The 18,285-nt window shown below is 69.3% G+C and carries 21 protein-coding genes; 14 read left to right on the top strand and 7 right to left on the bottom strand.

Going from position 1 to position 18,285, the window contains the following annotated elements; genetic code table 11:
• Positions 1-844: 844 nt before the first annotated feature.
• From CRP55_RS31840 to CRP55_RS31815, 6 genes are all read right to left on the bottom strand, one after another.
• The gene (locus CRP55_RS31840) at positions 845-1,462 is read right to left on the bottom strand and encodes a response regulator (protein ID WP_097324901.1); all 618 of its coding nucleotides are present in this window, start codon (positions 1,460-1,462) and stop codon (positions 845-847) included.
• A complete protein-coding gene (locus tag CRP55_RS31835; RefSeq protein WP_245923512.1) occupies positions 1,459-2,580 on the bottom strand; it encodes a sensor histidine kinase in 1,122 nt (373 codons plus the stop codon). Before CRP55_RS31835 ends, CRP55_RS31840 begins: the two co-directional genes overlap by 4 nt.
• On the bottom strand, positions 2,577-3,365 hold the full coding sequence (locus CRP55_RS31830; RefSeq protein ID WP_097324899.1) for an ABC transporter permease: 789 nt from the start codon (positions 3,363-3,365) through the stop codon (positions 2,577-2,579). Before CRP55_RS31830 ends, CRP55_RS31835 begins: the two co-directional genes overlap by 4 nt.
• Positions 3,362-4,195, bottom strand: coding sequence for an ABC transporter ATP-binding protein (locus tag CRP55_RS31825; RefSeq protein ID WP_179855409.1), 834 nt, complete (start codon positions 4,193-4,195; stop codon positions 3,362-3,364). Before CRP55_RS31825 ends, CRP55_RS31830 begins: the two co-directional genes overlap by 4 nt.
• A gap of 84 nt (positions 4,196-4,279) precedes the next feature.
• Positions 4,280-5,035, bottom strand: a complete 756-nt coding sequence (locus tag CRP55_RS31820) for an ABC transporter permease (RefSeq protein WP_097324897.1) — start codon at positions 5,033-5,035, stop codon at positions 4,280-4,282.
• A complete protein-coding gene (locus CRP55_RS31815) occupies positions 5,032-5,943 on the bottom strand; it encodes an ABC transporter ATP-binding protein (RefSeq protein WP_097324895.1) in 912 nt (303 codons plus the stop codon). The genes CRP55_RS31820 and CRP55_RS31815 overlap by 4 nt, the downstream gene beginning before the upstream one ends.
• Positions 5,944-6,015: 72 nt before the next feature.
• Here CRP55_RS31815 and rnhA point away from each other — a divergent pair, with 72 nt between their 5' ends.
• The 12 genes from rnhA (at position 6,016) to ligD (ending at position 16,126) form a co-directional block, all read left to right on the top strand.
• Positions 6,016-6,480: a ribonuclease HI gene (rnhA, locus tag CRP55_RS31810; protein ID WP_097324894.1), complete on the top strand. Its 465-nt coding sequence runs from the start codon at positions 6,016-6,018 to the stop codon at positions 6,478-6,480.
• Between the two features lie 15 nt (positions 6,481-6,495).
• A complete protein-coding gene (locus CRP55_RS31805; RefSeq protein WP_245923511.1) occupies positions 6,496-7,266 on the top strand; it encodes an LLM class flavin-dependent oxidoreductase in 771 nt (256 codons plus the stop codon).
• Between the two features lie 99 nt (positions 7,267-7,365).
• Complete coding sequence (locus CRP55_RS31800) at positions 7,366-7,755, top strand: hypothetical protein (protein WP_218854749.1); 390 nt, start codon at positions 7,366-7,368, stop codon at positions 7,753-7,755.
• Between the two features lie 520 nt (positions 7,756-8,275).
• Positions 8,276-8,557 carry a hypothetical protein gene (locus CRP55_RS31795; protein ID WP_097324890.1) on the top strand — a complete coding sequence of 94 codons (282 nt, stop codon included), beginning with the start codon at positions 8,276-8,278 and terminating at the stop codon, positions 8,555-8,557.
• Between the two features lie 47 nt (positions 8,558-8,604).
• Positions 8,605-8,952 (top strand): MmcQ/YjbR family DNA-binding protein, encoded by a 348-nt coding sequence (locus tag CRP55_RS31790; protein WP_097324888.1) that lies wholly within the window; start codon positions 8,605-8,607, stop codon positions 8,950-8,952.
• A 198-nt stretch (positions 8,953-9,150) separates the two neighbouring features.
• Entirely contained in the window at positions 9,151-10,206 is a 1,056-nt protein-coding gene (locus CRP55_RS31785; RefSeq protein ID WP_438865830.1) for an NAD(P)-dependent oxidoreductase, read from the top strand.
• A gap of 260 nt (positions 10,207-10,466) precedes the next feature.
• Positions 10,467-11,462, top strand: a complete 996-nt coding sequence (locus tag CRP55_RS31780; RefSeq protein WP_245923510.1) for a LacI family DNA-binding transcriptional regulator — start codon at positions 10,467-10,469, stop codon at positions 11,460-11,462.
• Between the two features lie 126 nt (positions 11,463-11,588).
• Positions 11,589-12,857: an ABC transporter substrate-binding protein gene (locus CRP55_RS31775; protein ID WP_097324882.1), complete on the top strand. Its 1,269-nt coding sequence runs from the start codon at positions 11,589-11,591 to the stop codon at positions 12,855-12,857.
• 55 nt (positions 12,858-12,912) lie between these two features.
• A complete protein-coding gene (locus CRP55_RS31770; protein WP_097324880.1) occupies positions 12,913-13,806 on the top strand; it encodes a carbohydrate ABC transporter permease in 894 nt (297 codons plus the stop codon).
• A gap of 125 nt (positions 13,807-13,931) precedes the next feature.
• Entirely contained in the window at positions 13,932-14,687 is a 756-nt protein-coding gene (locus CRP55_RS31765; protein WP_245923530.1) for a carbohydrate ABC transporter permease, read from the top strand.
• Positions 14,688-14,819: 132 nt separating this feature from the next.
• On the top strand, positions 14,820-15,149 hold the full coding sequence (locus CRP55_RS31760; protein ID WP_097324876.1) for a hypothetical protein: 330 nt from the start codon (positions 14,820-14,822) through the stop codon (positions 15,147-15,149).
• Positions 15,150-15,169: 20 nt separating this feature from the next.
• Positions 15,170-16,126 (top strand): non-homologous end-joining DNA ligase, encoded by a 957-nt coding sequence (ligD, locus tag CRP55_RS31755; RefSeq protein ID WP_097324874.1) that lies wholly within the window; start codon positions 15,170-15,172, stop codon positions 16,124-16,126.
• Here ligD and CRP55_RS31750 read toward each other — a convergent pair.
• Positions 16,123-17,352, bottom strand: a complete 1,230-nt coding sequence (locus CRP55_RS31750) for a beta-ketoacyl-[acyl-carrier-protein] synthase family protein (protein WP_097324872.1) — start codon at positions 17,350-17,352, stop codon at positions 16,123-16,125. The genes ligD and CRP55_RS31750 overlap by 4 nt on opposite strands.
• Positions 17,353-17,371: 19 nt before the next feature.
• On the opposite strand from CRP55_RS31750, the gene CRP55_RS31745 reads away from it, so the two are divergent.
• Together CRP55_RS31745 and CRP55_RS31740 are read left to right on the top strand one after the other, a co-directional pair.
• Positions 17,372-17,950 carry a TetR/AcrR family transcriptional regulator gene (locus tag CRP55_RS31745; protein WP_097324870.1) on the top strand — a complete coding sequence of 193 codons (579 nt, stop codon included), beginning with the start codon at positions 17,372-17,374 and terminating at the stop codon, positions 17,948-17,950.
• 44 nt (positions 17,951-17,994) lie between these two features.
• Positions 17,995-18,285, top strand: a 291-nt coding sequence (locus CRP55_RS31740) for a helix-turn-helix domain-containing protein (protein WP_143235029.1), incomplete at its 3' end; no start/stop codon positions are given.

Here is an 18,285-nt window from a genome sequence, read left to right as displayed (position 1 = left end):
CAGAATTGTCACGTCAATCGGCGCGCCCAACGTCGAGCTCTGCCGGCTGCGCGCCTGGGCCCGCGGATTCCGAAAGCCACCGCTCTCGCGGTCGCCCGTCGAATTGGGCGCCGCCGGACCTCGGCGCGGAGCTCAGACCCTGCCGGAGCTCAGACCCTGCCGGACCTCCGCGCTGCCGGACCTCCGCGCTGCCGGACCTCCGCGCTGCCGGACCTCCGCGCTGCCGGACCTCCGCGCTGCCGGAGCTCAGGCCCTGTCGGACCTCGGCCGGCTGTCGCGCGGGCCGTTCCTGCTCAGGCCGTCAACATCGAAGCTTGAAGCCGTGGCGCTGAGCTAGCCCGCACCTCCGGTGACGCTCGCGCTCACGGCGAAACTCATCCTTCTCGGGCGATCGATTACGCGCAAGCGTGCGATCGCGCACGGCTTCAATTTGCTTCAAGGGGATCGTTCAAGCTGCCGGTAACGCATGACTGATTATCCCGCCATCCGCCCAGAAATTCCATCCGCAAATCATTTCCGATCATGCCAAATTCGGAACTTCCCTCACCACATCCACCGCAGCGAAATTCCCGCGCGACGCCCTTTACCCGCGGACCGAAAGGGTGAAAGATACAGAGCAGAAGCAGGAGATGGCGATAGGAGGAGCCACGCCAAAGAAGATAGCTGCGAAGAATCTGCTCAGCGCAAGCCGGGGATCCCGGCGCTCCGCGGCGAGCAGACCGACCACCCGCCCACCGCAAGCCAGGGTCCCAGCGCGCCCCGACCCCGCGGCGAGCAGACCGACCACCCGCCCACCGCGAGGCCTGAGGTGAACAAGCGCGACACCCCGGGACCGCGGGGCGGGTCAGAGCAAGCCGTGTTCCATGGCTGTGGTTACCGCGGCTGTGCGGTCGGTGACGTCGAGCTTGGTGAAGGTTCGTAGCAGGTGGGTCTTCACCGTGGCCTCGGAGATGTAAAGCGTGCGGCCTATGTCGGCGTTTGTCAGGCCCTTTGCCACCAAGCGCAGGACCTCCGTCTCCCGGGCCGACAAGGCCGGTGGGGGTGGCTTGCGGACCTGGCGGACCAATGTGGAGGCGACGCTGGGGGCCAGCACGGTTTCGCCTCGGGCCGCCGCCCGGACCGCGTCGGCCAGCTCGGACGGGGACGCGTCTTTCAGCAGGTAGCCGCCGGCGCCGGCCTCGATGGCCCGGAGGATGTCGCGGTCGGATTCGTAGGTGGTCAGGACCAGGACGCGGATGCCGGTGGACTTGGCCGTGATCTGTTCGGTGGCGGTCACGCCGTCGCCGCCGGGCATGCGCAAGTCCATCAGGACTATGTCGGGGTGCAGGGCCAACGCCGTCGCCACGCCCTCCGGGCCCGATGACGCCTCGCCCACCACCGTCAGGTCCGGCTCCCTCTCCAGCATTCCCCGCAAGCCGTGACGGACCACGGGATGGTCGTCGACCAGGACTATGCGGATCATGCGGGGACCTCCAGCTCGATCGTCGTGCCCGCCTCGGGGGTGCTGCGGACCCGCAGGTCGCCGTTGATCTGGGTGGCCCGCTGGCGCATGCCGGACAGGCCGAAGCCGTCCGCTGATGACGGGACGAAGCCTTGGCCGTCGTCGCGGACCACCAGGCGCACGCACGACGGCGTGTACGCCAGGAGCACCGACGCCTCGTTGGCTTCGGCGTGACGCCGTACGTTGGTCAGCGCCTCCTGGGCCGCGCGGAGCAGCACCACCTCGACCGCCGTCGGGAGGGTTCGCTCGTCGCCGCTCGTGCGGAAGGTGGCCGGCACTCCCGACTCCTCGGCGAATCGGGACGCCTGACGCCGTACGGCCTCGGGCAGTGAAGCCGAAGCCAACGGCGAGGGTGACAGCGCCCCGACCAGGGCCCTCGCCTCGGCCAGGTTTTCCTTCGCCGTGCGGACGGCCAGGGCCAGGCGTTCGTCGCGCAGCGCCGGGTCGACCGACTGGAGCAGGGTGATGATGCTGGTGAAGCCCTGCGCCAGCGTGTCGTGGATCTCGGCCGCCAGGTGGGTGCGCTCGGCCTCCCGGGACAGGCGGGCGATCTCCGTGCGGCTGGCCTCCAGGTCGGCTATCAGCTGGCGGCGCTCGATGCTCTGCTCGATCACCCGGGTGATCCAGAAGCCGAGCCAGATGCCGGAGGCGGCCGAGATGACCGCGATGATCAGGTCGGCGATGATCTGCTGGGGGCGCAGGAACAGGTCGGCCACCGGCGGGACCAGGACGATCGCCACGATCGCGATGACGGCCGCGCGCAGGTGGACCATCTGGAAGATCAGCGGGATCATGGCGAAGAGCAGCCAGTTCATCACCGGCACGGTCACGATGGCGACCGCGAACAGGGCCAGCTCGGCCGCCAGCAACGGCACGTTGCCGCGCTCGCCGCGAATCACCGCGCGGCCCCACACCAGGTGCAGGACCACGATGGCGGCGACCGCCCCGATCGCGACGAGGCGTTGCCACAGCGAGAAGCCGTACGACAAGAAGACCGCAAGCGAGACGACCGCCGTGACCACCCCGAGGAAGGTCTCCCAAGCCCCGGGGTAGCTGTTGTGAACCTCGGTGGAGGTCACTTGTCGCGGCTCCAGCGGAAGGTCAGCAGGCACAGAACCAATCCGATCACACACCAGGCGCCCAGCACCAAGGCGATGCGACCCAGCTCCCACTGGCCGGCCGGCTCCTGGTCCTTCATCACGTCGGGCAGGAACACGTAGCGGAAACCCTGCGCCATCCACTTCACCGGGAAGATCGCCGCGACGTTGATCAGCCACGACGGCAGCTGCGTCACCGGGTAGATGAACACGCCCGAGATGAACTGGAGCGCCACCACGGGCACGTTCAGGATCGCGCCGGCCGTGCGGGCGTGCTTGACGATGCCGCTGACCGCCATGCCGAGCAGCGAGCACGTGATCACCGACAGCAGGAACAGCCAGGTGAAGGTCAGCCAGTGACTCGCGTCCGGCAGGGGCATGTCGAAGACCAGCGCGCCCACGCCGACCAGCAGGATCACCTCGGCCACGCTGAGGGCGAAGACCAGGATCAGTTTCCCGAGGACGTACGACGTAGCGGTGATCGGTGTGCCGTGCAACCGCTTCAGGGTGCCGTCCTCGCGGTCCATGGCCAGGCCCGCGCCCATCGTGACGAAGGCGGTGGAGAGGATGCCGTACGCGATCATGCTGGCCGAGAAGACGTTGCTGGCGCTGACCCCGGCGTCGGTGTACTGGTCGCCGAAGATCGTGCCGAAGAGCAGGAGCAGCATCGCCGGGAAGGCGAAGGTGAAGATCACCGCGGTGCGGTCGCGGAGGAACATCAGCACCTCGACGTGCCCGCGGCTGAACCCCATGGTGGCCGTGCTCATTTGTCCCCCTTGATGAGGTTCAGGTAGATGTCTTCGAGGGTGGGCCGCGTGACGGTCAGCGTGCGCAGGTCGGCCTCGGTGGCGACCAGCTTGCGGATCAGCTCGGTCGGGTCGGTCACCTGCTCTTCTTTGAGTACGCCGTTGTCGCGCCACGTCACCTTGGTGGTCTGCGCTCCGCCGCCCAGGGTGGTCGGCGTGCCCTCGGCCAGGATCCGGCCGTCGGCCAGCACGGCCAGCCGGTCGGCCAGCGCCTCCGCCTCCTCCAGGTAGTGGGTGGTGAGCAGGATCGTGGTGCCCTCGGCGGCCAGCTCCCGGATCAGGTCCCAGAACTGCCGCCGCGCCTGCGGGTCGAACCCGGTGGTCGGCTCGTCCAGGAACAGCAGCTCGGGCCGTCCGACGATGCCGAGCGCGACGTCGAGGCGGCGGCGCTGACCGCCGGAGAGCGACCGGATGCGGCTCTTGCTCTTGGCGGTCAGGCCGACCAGCTCGATCACCTCGGCCGCCGGGCGCGGGCCCGGATAGAAGCCGGCGATGTGCCGCACCATCTCGGCGACGGAAAGGTCCGCCGCGTCGTCGGCGTCCTGCAGCACGATGCCGATCCGGGCCCGCCACTCCCGGCCCCCCGTGGCCGGGTCGGCGCCGAGCACGCTCGCGTCGCCGCCGTCCCGCCTGCGATGCCCCTCGAGGATCTCGGTGGTCGTCGTCTTGCCGGCGCCGTTCGGGCCGAGCAGAGCGAACACCTCGCCCCGGGCCACCTCGAGATCTATCCCGCGGACGACTTCCTGGCCGCGGTAGGACTTGCGAAGCCCCCGTACTTCAATGGCGTTCATGCCATTGATAGTGGCTGTTCCCGTCGCCTCTCCGGAACGACCGGGTGGCCGTCAGTAGGTGTCAACCGATCGGTGGACAGACACTCACTCCCATTTGAACTTGCGGGCGGCGGCGGTCACGAAGACGACGGCCCACAGGGCCAGGCTCAGCCAGATCGACAGCGGGATCGGCGCGTCGTGCGAGAGCGTGGCCCGCAGCGCCTCGGCGTGCGCGGCCAGCGGCAGCACGAACCAGCCGAACGTGCCCAGGTCGGGCGCGGCGAACATGATGCCGCCGGCGGCGAGCATCAGAACATAGATCAGGGTGGCGGCGGCGGTCGTGGTCTCCGGCCGCAGGACACTGGCCAGAAGCAGGGCCAGGCCGCTGTACGCCGCGGTGGCGAGCACGGTGATGCCGAGCGCCGGAAGGATCTGCCCGAAGTGCGGGCGCCAGCCGACCGCGACGCCGACCACGGCCAGCACCAGCAGCTGGAGAACGATCAGGCCGAGCACGGCGGCGGTTTTGGCGAACAGCAGACCGGGACGGCTCAGCGGCGAGGCGCCGAGTCTTTTGAGTACGCCGTAGCTGCGCTCGTAACCGGTGGTGATGGCCTGGCCGGTGAAGGCGGTCGACATCACGGTCAGCGCGAGCACCCCCGGTACCACGAAGGCCAGCCGGTCGTCGCCCGGCACGTTGGTGACCTTGGTGAGGCCGGCGCCGAGCAGCACCAGCAGCGGCACGCCCATGGCGAGCACGACGGCCTCGCCGCGCCGGGCGGTCAGCACCAGCTCCATCTTGATCTGGCTGGACAGCACGGTGCGCATGGGAGCCCGGCCCGGAGCCGGTGCGAAGGTACTCATCGATAAGCTTCCGCTTTGGTCAGGGCCAGGTAGACGTCTTCGAGGGTGCGCCGGCGCGTGTTCAGCGAGGTGACCGTGGCGCCCACGCCGGCGAACCAGCCGAGCACCTCGGCGATGGTCGCCGCGTCGAGGGCGCCCGTGACGGCGTACTCACCCGGGCTTGTCTCGGTGACCTTGAGAGGAGAAAGGCGGTCGCCGGGAACCAGCCCCGGCTCGGCCCGCACCTCCAGAAGGTCGATGCCGGCCGCGGCGGTCAGCTCGGCCGGCGTGCCGGTCGCGGCGACCAGGCCGTTGCGCATGATGACGACCTCGTCGGCCAGCCGCTCGGCCTCGTCGAGCAGATGCGTGGTGAGCAGCACCGACACGCCGTCGGCGCGCAACTCCTCGATCAGCTCCCAGGTGGTGTGGCGGGCCTCGGTGTCCATGCCGGCCGTCGGCTCGTCCAGGAAGACCAGCTCGGGGCGGCCGACCAGCGCGATGGCCAGGGAAAGCCGCTGCTGCTCGCCGCCGGAGAGCCGCCGGAACCTCGTACGCTCGAAGCGCCTCAGGCCCAGACGGTCGAGCAGCATGTCGACGTCGAGCGGCTGGGCCGCGAACGAGGCGAAAAGCCGCAGGATCTCACCGGCCGTGGCCCACGGGTAGACGCCGCCCGACTGGAGCATGATGCCCAGACGCGGCATGAGCTCGTCGTGGTCGTCCATCGGATCGAGCCCGAGCACCCGCACCTGACCGCCGTCGGCCCGGCGGAAGCCCTCGCACACCTGAAGCAGGCTGGTCTTGCCGGCGCCGTTGTGCCCGAGCAGCGAGAGAACCCGGCCACGGGGCACGGTCAGCGACACACCGTGGACCGCGGTCGTGTCGCCGTAGCGCACGACCACGTCCCGTACCTGGACCGCGTCGTCAGTCAAAACCGCACACCCTCACTCAGCGCAACTTCCCTACCTTACGTCCCGGCCTTCGCGGGCTAATAAGGTGCTGGCATGAGCGTGGTGGAGATCTACACCGACGGGGCCTGCGCGCCCAACCCCGGACCGGGCGGGTGGGGCGCGGTGCTGCGGTACGGCGCCAAGGAGAAGGACCTGTGCGGCGGCTCCGCCGACTCGACGACGAACAACCGGATGGAGCTGATGGCGCCGATCCGGGCGCTGGAGACGCTCAACCGGGCGCCGATGACGGTCAAGCTCTACACCGACAGCATTTACGTACGCGACGGCATCACGAAATGGCTGCCCCGCTGGAAGGCGAACGGCTGGCAGACGTCGGCCAAGCAGCCGGTCAAGAACGTCGACCTGTGGCAGCGCCTGGACGAGGCGGTCCGCCGGCACGACGTGCAGTGGCACTGGGTGAAGGGCCACGCCGGCCACCCGGAGAACGAGCGGGCCGACCGTCTGGCCGCCCGCGGCCTCCAGGAGGCGGTGGCGGCCGGGGAGACGATCGGAGGCTGACTCATCAGGTACGCGGTGATCCTGCCCGGCGGCACGGCGGCCGAGCAGTTGGAGCAGGCAGTGCTCGCGGAACAGGCGGGCTGGGACGGCGTCTTCGTCTGGGAGGCGGCGTACGGGGTCGACGCCTGGGGTCTGCTGTCGGCGATGGCGGTGGCGACCTCTCGCGTACGGCTGGGAACGATGTTGACGCCTTTGCCGTGGCGACGGCCCTGGAAGGTGGCGAGCCAGGTGGCCACGCTCGATCAGCTCTCCGGCGGGCGGGCGATCCTCACGGTGGGTGTGGGGGCGCTGACGACGGATCTTCCGCTGACGGGCGAGGAGACCGACCTGCGGGTACGGGCGTCGATGATGGACGAGGGCATCGACCTGATCCGGGCGTTATGGGCCGGCGAGTCCCACTATTCCGGGCAGCACTATCAGTACGCGGTCGAGCGGAACGATCTCGCGATCACCGGGCGGCCCGTCCAGGAGCGGATCCCGATCTGGGTGGTCGGTGTGTGGCCGCGGCCCAAGTCGATGCGGCGGGTGCTGAAGTGCGACGGCGTGGTGCCGGGCGGGGAGATGACGCCCGCGTCCGTACGGGAGATGCGAGCCTGGCTGCTTTCCCACGGCGCCGCCGCCACGGTCGACGTGATCGCGGAAGGGGAGACGCCGGGGGCGGACGTCGCGGCCTGGGAAGAGGCGGGCTGCACGTGGTGGATGGAAACCCGGTGGGAGATGCCACATCACAGCGCCGAACGGATGGCGCAGATCCGCGAACGGATCGCGGCGGGACCACCCCGATGATCACGCCGTTCTCGGTGCCGTTCGACGCCGCGGCGATCGGCGATCTCCGGGGGCGGCCGCGGCGGCCGGAGCCTTCACCGGTGGGAGCAGGGGACGCCGTTGTCTTATACGCGGGAGCTGTGCGACTACTGGGCTTCCGGCTACGACTTCGAGGCCGACGGGGATCCTCTGACCCGCGATCAACTGCTGGACAATCTGATGATGTATTGGCTGCCGGGAACGGGGGCGTCGGCGGCGCGGCTCTATTGGGAGAGTTTCGGCGAGGTGCAGAAACTGTTCCGGTCGGGCGGCGGCGAAACGGTTTCCGTGCCGACCGGGTGCTCGATCTTCCCGAAGGAGAACCCGCGGCCGTCGCGGCGATGGGCTTCACAGCGCTTCACCGACATCCGCTACTGGAACGAGCCGGCGCGGCGGGCATTTCGCGGCGTTCGAGCAGCCGGCGCTGTTCGCGGCGGAGGTCCGGGCGTGCGCGGCGGCGCTGATGGTTGAGCCTTCCAGTTAATTCGAATGGGGTACGTCAAACGGGCCATAGCTTCCGGTCTATCCTTTTAGTCAGAATCAGTACATGACCGCGCCCGGCGACTCAGTGCTGATCTTCATTCTCGTGGCCGTCTTCTTCGCGTGCTGCGGTTACGCGGCCGGCCGGTCCCACCAGAAACGCCAGTCGGTACACGACCGCGAAGAGGCCTACCGGGAGGGCTACGAGAAAGCCTCGAACCGCCCGTTCCGCCCCGCTCCCCCACGCGCCGCCGCAAACGAGCCGGCCGCCCCTTCCCAAGCTGCTCCCTCATCGATGACGGCGCCGCCCGTGGGAAGCCCTTCCATGACGGCGCCGCCCGTGGGAAGCCCTTTCGTGGCGCCGCCTTCCTTGGGGGTTCCTCGAGCCGCGGCACCTCAAGCGGCGGCCCGTCCAGCTGCGGGCCCACCGGTGGCACCTTCCCAAGGCAGCTTTCCTGTGCCACCGCCTCCGCCGCCCCACGTGCGGGTGGAACCGGCCGCGGTAGGCGGGGTGACCTACCAGCCGTTCCCCAACCCTCGCCCGGCCGTTCCCGAACAGGACACAGCACCCGTCCCGGCTCCGATGCTGGGCCCCGCGCCGCCGCCGGCGCCCGCCGCCGGCGCACCCGAACCCAGGCCGTCCGGGCGGCACACGGTCCCGGACGAACTCGTACAGGCCAAGACGTACCTCTTGCCACCCGACCGCGTCTTCCGCGCGAAGGTCCCCGACAACAAGCCGCTGCCCGAGGAACCGACCACTCCCTTGTCGGTCCCGAAGCCCCGCCGCTCCTGATCTTTCAGCGCCCCGAAAGTGTCACACCCCCGCCGTAGGGTCCTCACATGGTCACCGTCGACGACGTGCGGCAGGTAGCGCGCGACCTGCCCCGCAGCTCAGAGCACCTGATAAACGACCGGGTCAAGTTCCGCGTGGGCAAAATCGTCTACGTGGCGTTCTCCCGCGACGAGACAGTCATGGGTTTCGGCTTCCCCAAAGAGGAGCGGGCCGCCTTGGTCGCCTCCGAGCCGAAGATCTTCCACTTGCCCCGAGAGTCCGACATGCGCTTCAACTGGGTCCAGGCCTGGATGGACCCTCTCGACGAGCAACGCATGACCGAGCTGGTACTCGACGCCTGGCGCATGGTCGTCCCCAAGAAGGTCTGGTCGGCCTACCTACCAAGACTGGCGTAACGACCCGCTCCAACGGTGGCCCGGCATGACATTTCGACCAGATCGGCGACACATCGGGCCGACTTGAAGCTTCGGCGACACCACCTCATCGCGCCCGACATAACGCCTCGGCCGGGGTCGGCGAGACGGCCCTGGTGCGGCGGCCGGGCCGGTGATTGATTTTCGGGGCCGTGCCCGCGCGACCCGGGTCGGCGCGGTGTGAGCCGGTGCGGGGCACGGCCGCGGGCCCGCCTTCGGGTGTGTTGGGAGGCCGAAGGCGGGAGTCATCCGCAGCGGGCGGCCGACGACCCCGGCTGGGTTCGGTATGCCCAGGTCACCGGCCGTCCGCTCGAAGCAGCCAACCAAGCCGACCTAGGTTGGACCTGTCAGCCACCTGAGCGATCAATGAAGAGGGGTCCTTCGATGCCGACCGTTGCCATCGTCAGCGCGGGTTTCATGGGTTCGGGCCTGGGCGCCGCCCTGCTCACCGGCGGCGCCCGCGTCGTCACCACGCTCGAGGGCCGCTCCGAGCGCTCCCGCCGCCTGGCCGAGTCGGCCGGCCTCGAAATCCTCCCCACCCTCGCCGACGCCCTGGCCGCCGCCGACGTAGTCCTCTCCGTCACCCCACCGGCCGCCGCCGTCGACGCCGCCCGTTCCATCGCCGCCACCGGTGGCGGTAGGCGGCCGGGGCTGGTTGTGGCCGACCTCAACGCTGTGTCGCCGGGAACCATGGGGCGGGTGGCGCGGGAGCTCGATGGGGTGAGGGTCGTCGACGGGTCGATCTCGGGGCCGCCGCCCAGCGTCAAGCCGGGGGCTCGGATCTATCTGTCCGGGCCCGATGCCGCCATCATCGCCGGGCTGCCGTGGGCGGGGATGGTCGAGCCGGTCGTGCTCGGTGATCGGGTCGGGGCGGCCAGCGCGCTCAAGATGTGCACCGGAAGCGTCTACAAAGGATTGATGGGGTTGCTCACCCAGGCGATGCGCACGGCCGGCGCGCACGGTGTGCTCGATGCCGTGGTGGACGATCTCGCGCGCAACGGGCTGGCCGACAGCGACGGCGTCGCTCGGGCCGCGACCAAGGCGCATCGCTACGTCGACGAGATGCGCGAGGTGTCCGCCACCCAGGCCGAGGCGGGGTTGAGTCCTGATCTGTTCGCCGCGATGGCCGCCGTCTTCGCCGACGTAGCCTCCACCCGCCTGGCCGACGACGACCCCGAAAACGACCGCGACCTCACCCCCGCCGAGATCGTCGCGCGCTTGCAAAAGAGGGAGTGAGCAACGCTCATCTGCAGACGCCGGAACACCGCTCGCCGGCGCGCCGCTGGTCGTCGGAAGGCGAGGCCGCGCGGAGGCGAAAGGCGGGGGCGGAAGGCGGGGGCGCGGAGGTGGAACCTGGGGGCGGAAAGGGTGGTGTGGGAGGTCGTGGGGGTGAGTCGGGGGTCTTGGGACGGTGGATCGCACCTGTGTCGATGTCATACTGGGGCGTCCCCGCTGGTTGAGAGGCTCGGAGCGCTATGTCCGCCGACGATGCGAGTGTGCGCCGGCCTACGTTGACCCAGGTCGCGGAGCTTGCGGGGGTCAGCCTCAAGACGGCGTCGCGTGCTCTCAACCGGGAGCCCAACGTGGCGCCCTCGACCGGGCGGCGGGTGCTCGACGCGGCCGACCTGCTCGGCTATCGGCTCAACGGGATCGCCCGGGAGCTGCGGCGCGGGGCCACGTCGGCTCTTGTCGGGCTGGTCAGCGGTGATCTGACCAACCCGTTCTACTCGGCCGTGGCCAGTGGGATCGAGCGGGAGCTTCGCCAGCACGGGCTTCTGCTGATCACCGCCAACAACGATGAGGACGCCGCCCTCGAGCGGAGCCTTGTCGACGCCTTTCTCGAACGGCGGGTGCGGGCTCTTCTCGTCATTCCCAGCGGCAGCGACCACGAATACTTGTCCATCGAGGGCAACCGTGGTGTGCCCTTCGTCTTTCTCGACCGGCCGCCGGACGGGCTGGCCGCGGACGCCGTGTTGATAGACAACGCGGGTGGTGCCCGGTCGGCCGCCGAGCATCTGCTGGGCCGCGGGCACCGGAAGATCGCGCTCGTCGCCGATCTCAAGCGGATGGCGCCGCAGAAAGGGCGCATCGACGGCTTCGTCAAGGCGATGCACGCCGCGGGCAACAACGAGTGGGAGCCGTATGTCCGCACCGACGTGCACGATGTGCGGCACGCCGAACACGCCGTACAGGAACTCTTGGCCCTTGACCCTCCGCCCACCGCGATTTTCACGACGAACAACCGGCTGACCACCGGCGCCCTGCGCGGCATGCGGGACATCCGGGAGCAGCCTGCACTGGTCGGCTTCGACGACTTCGACCTGGCCGACGTGCTCGGCACGACCGTTGTCGCCCACGACATGACCGCCCTCGGGCGGGAGGCGGCCCGGCTCGCGCATGAGCGGATCAGTGGCCACACCGGGCCCGCTCGCACGATCGTTATTTCGACATCCATCATTGCTAGAGGGTCGGGCGAGCGCCCTCCGCGGTAGACGATCATCTATCCACAGTGTTCGCACGTAACGACACGGAAACAGTCGTTGACACCTGTGCGCTCAGGCGGCACCGTACTCCCGAATCGTGTGACAACGATGTCAATATCTCGATGGGAGACAACTATGCGCTTCACTCGACGGGCTGCCGTGGCGGCCGTCAGTGTCGCCGCGCTCCTGACGGCCACGGCCTGTGGGTCCAGTGACGACAGTGGCGGCGACTCCGGCTCCAAGAAGGTCGAAGTCTTCACGTGGTGGGCCGACGGCGGTGAGAAGGCCGGCCTCGACGGCCTCGTCGCCCAGTTCGGCACCGCGTGCGCCGGGCAGACCTTCGAGAACGGCGCCGTGGCCGGTGGCGCCGGCGCGAACGCCAAGTCGGTGCTCGCGTCCCGGCTCCAGCAGGGCGACCCGCCGGACACGTTCCAGGCGCACGCCGGCGCCGAGCTCCAGGACTACATCAACGCCGGTCAGGTCGAGGACATCAGCGCCGACTACGACTCGTGGGGCCTCAAGCAGGCGTTCCCCAAGGGCCTGATCGACAACCTGACGGTCGACGGCAAGATCTACTCGGTGCCGGCCAACATCCACCGCGCCAACGTGGTCTGGACCAACAAGAAGGTCGTGGCCGACGCCGGCATCACCAAGGACCCGACCGACCTGGCCGGCTTCTTCGCCGACCTCGACAAGGTCAAGGCCAAGGGCATCAAGGCGCCGCTCGCCATCGGCAAGGACTGGACGCAGCTGATGCTGTTCGAGTCGGTCCTGATCACCGACCTGGGCCCCGAGAAGTTCACCGGCCTGTGGAACGGCAGCACCGACTGGAACGACGCCGGCGTCACCAAGTCGATCGACGACTTCAAGAAGCTGCTCACCTACACCAACACCGACCGCGACGCCCTCGACTGGACGGACGCGGAGAAGCTGGTCATGGACGGCAAGGCCGCGTACCAGCTGATGGGTGACTGGGAGGCGGCCGACCTGGACGCCAAGAAGTTCACCGACTACGGCTACTTCACCTTCCCGGGCAACGGCACCACCTTCCAGTGGCTCGCCGACTCGTTCGTGCTGCCGAAGGGCGCCAAGAACGCCGACGGCACCAAGTGCTGGCTCAAGACGGTCGGCTCGGCCGAGGGCCAGAAGGCGTTCAACACCAAGAAGGGCTCGATCCCGGCCCGTACGGACGCGAACCCCACCGACTACCCCAAGTACCAGCAGGCCGCCATGGCCGACTGGAAGTCGGCGACCCAGGTCCCGTCCTGCGCCCACGGCTCGGCCTGCTCGCAGGGCTGGCAGGGCGCGGCCAACTCGGCCCTCGGCGCGTTCTCGACCAACCAGGACGCCGCCGCGCTGCAGAAGGCCCTGGCCTCGGCCGCGCAGCAGTTCGTCAAGAAGTAGAGATCTGGGGCGGGGCGGCGAGAAGCCGCCCCGCCTTCGCCTGCAAGGAGCCCTTATGCGCCGACTCCGGCAGTGGGGACCGGGACTGCTCCTGCTCTCCCCCTCGCTCATCCTGCTCGCCGTCTTCGTGTACGGCCTGATCGCCTGGACCACGAAGGTCTCCGTCTCCGACGAGCACAACGCCCTGGGTTCGAAGGGTTTCGTCGGCCTGGAGAACTACACCAAGCTGTTCACCGACGACATCAACGACCGCTTCACCCACTCGCTGAAGAACCTGCTGATCTTCACGGTGGTGTTCCTGGTCGGTGCGATGTTCTTCGGCCTGCTCTGGGCTTTCCTGCTGGAGCGCGGCGTTCGCGGTGAGGGCTTTTTCCGTACGGTCTACCTGTTCCCGATGGCAGTTTCCTTCGTGGCCTCGGGCGTCGTGTGGCGCTGGCTGATGAACCCGAACACGGGCGAGAACGCGGGCGGTCTGAACGCCGTGTTCGGCGCGCTCGGCCTCGACTTCCTCGAGAACAAGTGGTGGACCAACCCGAACTGGGGCATGGCCGCCATGGCGATGCCCGCCATCTGGCAGCTCTCCGGCTATGTGATGGCCCTGTTCCTGGCCGGCTTCCGCGGCATCCCGCAGGAGCTGCGCGAGGCGGCCGCCATGGACGGCGCCAGCACGTACCGGCTGTACCGCAACGTGATCTTCCCGCAGCTCACGCCGGTCGCGCTCTCCGCGCTGATCATCCTCGGGCACATGTCGATGAAGATGTTCGACCTGATCATGAGCGTCTCGGGGCCGCAGTGGCTCACCGAGGTGCCCGCCGTCTACGTCTGGCAGACGCTGCTGACCAGTGACTACGCCAAGGCCGCGGCGATCTCGATCATCCTGCTGCTGCTCGTGGCGGTCGTCATCGTCCCGTACCTGATCTACACCAACCGGGCGGAGAAGAACGCATGACCGCCGTCGCCGCACCCCAGCAAGCGCTGGAGCAACTCAAGCCGCGCACCAAGCCGCGCCGAGCCTTCGGCCCGGGCTCGATCGTCAAGTACGCGCTGGTCCTGCTCTTCCTGATCATCGTGCTGATGCCGATGTACGTGCTGATCGTGACCAGTTTCAAGTCGGGCTCCGACATCGGCGTCACGAGCCAGTGGAACCTGCCCGAGACGTGGACGCTCAAGTCGTGGGAGAAGGCGTGGGACTCCCTGCACGCGTCCTTCATCCGCACGTTCGAGCTGGCCGTCCCGGTCGCCCTGATCTCGTCGGTGATCGGCGCGGCCAACGGCTTCGTGCTGTCGCGCTGGCGCTTCCCCGGCGCCGACCTGGTGTTCACGCTGATCCTGTTCGGCATGTTCATCCCGTACCAGGCCGTCATGATCCCGCTGCGCGACATCGTCACGACGATCGGCATCCCGCCCGGCATTCCGACGCTGGTCTTCGTGCACTGCGTCTACGGCATCCCGATCTGCACGCTGATCTTCCGGAACTACTACGCGACCACGGTTCCGGAGGAGCTCGTGGAGGCGGCCCGGGTCGACGGGGCGGGCCTGCTGCGCACGTTCGGCTGGATCATCCTGCCGATCTCGATCCCGGGCTTCGTGGTGACGGTGATCTGGCAGTTCACGTCGGCCTGGAACGACTACCTGTTCGCGATCTTCCTGTCGAACACCAGGAACGGGCCGATCACCATCGCGCTCAACGCGCTGGCCGGCGCGCAGTCGCCGGACTACGCGGCCTCGATGGCGGGCGCGCTGATCACGTCGCTGCCCACCCTCGTGGTGTACGTCCTGCTCGGCCGCTGGTTCATCGGCGGTCTGATGGCCGGCTCGGTCAAGAGCTGAACCCGGCACGGCTTCCCGGCGCGACCAAAAGGCACGCCGGGAAGCCTCCAGCAACAAGTTCCGGTGAAGGTTTGGTCTCTCACCCATTCGGGGCGAAGCGCCCGGCCCCGGTTGGCCCTAAGGTTCTGGTTCGTGACCACCGAGGACGTCGACGGCTTCGCCGCGCGCATGGCTTACGCCCTGCACAAAGACCCGGCTGATGACGTACGCCGTACGACGCTCCACCTCTGGATCATCGCGGTCACCCTGGCCTGGCTGGTAGTGGTCCCGCTGGTCGTCCTGTACGGGCTGATCACCGGCACCGGCGGCGCCTTCACCCTGGCCACCGTGCTGATCGTCGCGTTGCCGTTCACCGCCGCGGCCCTCGCCACCAAGAACGGCCGTTTCGGTCTGGGTGGGCTTTACGTCGTACTCACCCTGCTCATGGCTCTTCCGGCGGCCGGAATCGCCCAGCTCGGCTAAAGATGGGGCACGATGGCCTCATGGCCGACAAGGGCGAGGAACGCGACGGGGTCACGCTGACCAACCTCGATCAGGAGTTGTACGAGGGCGCGGGCGCCACCAAGCGCGACCTGATCGACTATCTCGACGCGGTCAGCGATCGCATGCTGCCGGTGCTGCGCGACCGCCCGCTGTCGGTGATCCGGCTGCTCCGCGGCCAGGACAAGTTCATGCAGAAGAACCTGCCGAAATACACGCCGGACTGGGTGCCGCGGACGGCGGTGTGGGCCGAGGCGTCGCATCGCGAGATCACGTACGCGCTGTGCAACGACCGCCGGACCCTGCTCTGGTTCGGCAATCAGCGCGCCATCGAATACCACCCGGCGCTGATGCTCGCCGGCGACCACCACCCGACCCACCTGATCATGGATCTGGATCCGCCGGAGGGCGACGGCTTCCACAAGGCCGTGCAGGCCGCCCGTCTCGTCCGCGCCGCCCTGGCCGAGATCGACATGGCGGGCGCGGTGAAGACGAGCGGTTCCAAGGGCGTGCACGTCTTCGTCCCGCTCGACGGCAAGGCCGACGCCGAGGAGGTCGCCGCGGCGACCCGGGCCGTGGCCGCGCGAGCCGAGCGTCTCGACCCCGAGCTGGCCACGACCGCCTTCATCCGCGAGGACCGGCACGGCAAGGTCTTCCTCGACGCCACCCGTTCGGGCGGCGCCACGGTGGCCGCCGCCTACAGCCCCCGGGCGCGCCCCGGCGTCCCCGTCTCGTTCCCGGTCGCGTGGGACGACCTCGACGACGTGACGCCCGCCGACTTCACCGTCCACACCGCACCGGGCCTGCTGGCGAGCGGGCACGACTGGGCCGAAGCCATGCCCGCTCCCCAGCCTCTCGACGCCGGGCTCATCGAGGAGGGCCGCACCATCCCGGTCGCCCGCGTGCAGGCCATGCACGAGGGGAAGCGGCGGGCCAAGGCCCGCCGCGAGGCCGGTTAGGCCGGGGTGAACAGCAGCGACACGTTCTGGCCGCCGAAGCCGAACGAGTTGCAGATGGCCGCGTTGATCGCCTGCTTGCGGGGCTCGCCGGTGACCACGTCGAGCGTCACCTCGGGCGCCTTGTTCTCCAGGTTCAGAGTCGGCGGGATCAGCCCCTCGGCCACCGACAGCACCGTGATGATGCTCTCCACCGCGCCGGCCGCGCCGACCAGATGACCGATCGCGCCCTTCGGCGCGGTGAGCACCACGTCGTCGCCGAGCGCGGCCCGGATCGCCGCCACCTCGCCCACGTCGCCGACCACGGTCGAGGTGGCGTGGCAGTTGAGGTGGTCGATGTCGCCCGGGGCCAGGCCGGCCGTGCGCAGCGCGGCCTGAAGAGCACGGATCTGTCCCTCGCCCGACGGCTCGGGGCCGGTGATGTGGTACGCGTCGGCGGTCACCCCGAAGCCGGCCACCCGGGCCACCGGCCGCGCGCCCCGGGCCGCGGCGAACTCGGCCCGCTCCAGGACCACGACCCCGGCGCCCTCGCCGAGCACGAAGCCGTCACGGTCGACGTCGAACGGCCGGGACGCCCGCTCCGGCTCGTCGTTGCGCTTGGACAGGGTGCGGGACTGGGCGAACCCGGCGACCGTGATCGGGGCGATGCACGCCTCGGAGCCACCGGCGATGACCACGTCGGCCTCGCCCGACCGGATCAGCCGCACGCCCTGGGCGATCGCCTCGGCCCCGGACGCGCAGGCGGCCGAGGTCGTGTAGACGCCGGCCTTGGCCTTGAGCTCGATGCTGATCCACGCGGCGGCGCCGTTCGGCATCATCATCGGCACGGTCAGCGGGGAGACCCGGCGCGGGCCCTTCTCCTCGATCACGTCGTCCTGGTCGAGCAGCGTGTTGACGCCGCCGATGCCGGTGCCGATGACCACGGCCAGCCGCTCCGGCTCGACGCCCGGCGTGCCCGCGTCGGACCAGGCCTGCCGGGCCGCGACCAGCGCCGCCTGCTGGCAGCGGTCCATCCGGCGGGCCTGCACCCGCTCGAGCACCGTGTCGGGCGAGACGGCCATCGGCGCCCCGATCCGGGTCGGCAGCTCGTCGAGGTGGGCGTAGCCGGCCAGCACGTCGTCGATGCGCCGCACACCCGAGCGGCCCTCGAGCATGCCCTGCCAGAGCGAGTCGACATCCCCGCCGAGCGGGGTGGTCGCACCCAGCCCGGTGATCACAACATCCGTCATAGTTGTATAGCGTACAACTATGACCGAGCCCCCACGCGCACGCGGCCGCCGCACCCGCGATGCGATCCTGCGCACAGCCGAGGACCTGTTCGCCGAGCGCGGCCTGGCCGCGGTGAGCGTGGCCGACATCGCCGGCGCCGCCGGCGCCCACCCGCACCAGATCACGTACTACTTCGGCTCCAAGGACGCCCTGTTCGTCGAGGCCGCGTTCCGGCTCCTGCTCCACCAGGCGCAGCGCCTGGAGCCGATCGGCCTGCGCCGGCGCACACCCGAGTCGTTCCGGATCGCGCTGGCCCGTACGGCGCTGGCCCTGCCCGCCGTGCCCGTCGCCGTGCACGCGATGGCGGTCAGCCGGCTCCGGCCCGAACTGCACGCCTCGGTCCAGCAGAGCCTGTCCGTGCTGTTCCGCCAGGCCGAGCGCTATCTGCTCGACGTCCTCGCTCGCCGGGGCTGGGTGATCGACCGTCCGGCCGCCATCGAGGCGCGCACCTTCTGGACCACCGTCTTCGGTGCACGCCTGATCTCCGAGAGCGGCTACGGCGGTCAGTCGGCCGACGTCGACCTGGCCGGCGTCCTGACCGTGCGCGAGGCCCACTAGTGTCCTGAGTCGTTAGATCGTTGTCAGTGGGTACGGTGGGTGGTATGCCGTCCTCGATAGCTGTGCCGATCGTGCTCACTGATGATGAGCGGGAGCAGTTGCTTGCCTGGTTACGGCGTCCGTCGAGCGCTCAGGCGATTGCGATGCGGTCGCGGGTGGTGCTGGCCTGTGCGGATGCGGCCGGTGCGCCGAACGGGGTGATCGCCGAGGAACTCGGGGTCTCCCGGAACACGGTGACTAAGTGGCGTAACCGGTTCGCCGCAGATCGGCTCGAAGGGTTGCTGGACGAGCCACGCCCGGGGCGGCCCCGCACGATCGCTGACGCCGATGTGGAG

Origin of the sequence: Paractinoplanes atraurantiacus, assembly GCF_900215205.1 — a bacterium.
GTDB lineage: Bacteria > Actinomycetota > Actinomycetes > Mycobacteriales > Micromonosporaceae > Actinoplanes > Actinoplanes atraurantiacus.
The sequence above is the reverse complement of the archived record's forward strand: the minus strand, read 5'-3'. Positions and strand labels throughout refer to the sequence as shown.

What these genes read in the sequence shown, in the direction of transcription:
- CRP55_RS31820 (WP_097324897.1), bottom strand. Translation starts at nt 5,035, where the DNA reads ATGAGTACCTTCGCACCGGCTCCGGGCCGGGCTCCCATGCGCACCGTG.
- ligD (WP_097324874.1), top strand. Translation starts at nt 15,170, where the DNA reads ATGGCCGACAAGGGCGAGGAACGCGACGGGGTCACGCTGACCAACCTC.
- CRP55_RS31825 (WP_179855409.1), bottom strand. Translation starts at nt 4,195, where the DNA reads ATGAACGCCATTGAAGTACGGGGGCTTCGCAAGTCCTACCGCGGCCAG.
- CRP55_RS31765 (WP_245923530.1), top strand. Translation starts at nt 13,932, where the DNA reads ATGCCGATGTACGTGCTGATCGTGACCAGTTTCAAGTCGGGCTCCGAC.
- CRP55_RS31750 (WP_097324872.1), bottom strand. Translation starts at nt 17,352, where the DNA reads ATGACGGATGTTGTGATCACCGGGCTGGGTGCGACCACCCCGCTCGGC.
- rnhA (WP_097324894.1), top strand. Translation starts at nt 6,016, where the DNA reads ATGAGCGTGGTGGAGATCTACACCGACGGGGCCTGCGCGCCCAACCCC.
- CRP55_RS31770 (WP_097324880.1), top strand. Translation starts at nt 12,913, where the DNA reads ATGCGCCGACTCCGGCAGTGGGGACCGGGACTGCTCCTGCTCTCCCCC.
- CRP55_RS31745 (WP_097324870.1), top strand. Translation starts at nt 17,372, where the DNA reads ATGACCGAGCCCCCACGCGCACGCGGCCGCCGCACCCGCGATGCGATC.
- CRP55_RS31830 (WP_097324899.1), bottom strand. Translation starts at nt 3,365, where the DNA reads ATGAGCACGGCCACCATGGGGTTCAGCCGCGGGCACGTCGAGGTGCTG.
- CRP55_RS31840 (WP_097324901.1), bottom strand. Translation starts at nt 1,462, where the DNA reads ATGATCCGCATAGTCCTGGTCGACGACCATCCCGTGGTCCGTCACGGC.
- CRP55_RS31775 (WP_097324882.1), top strand. Translation starts at nt 11,589, where the DNA reads ATGCGCTTCACTCGACGGGCTGCCGTGGCGGCCGTCAGTGTCGCCGCG.
- CRP55_RS31790 (WP_097324888.1), top strand. Translation starts at nt 8,605, where the DNA reads ATGGTCACCGTCGACGACGTGCGGCAGGTAGCGCGCGACCTGCCCCGC.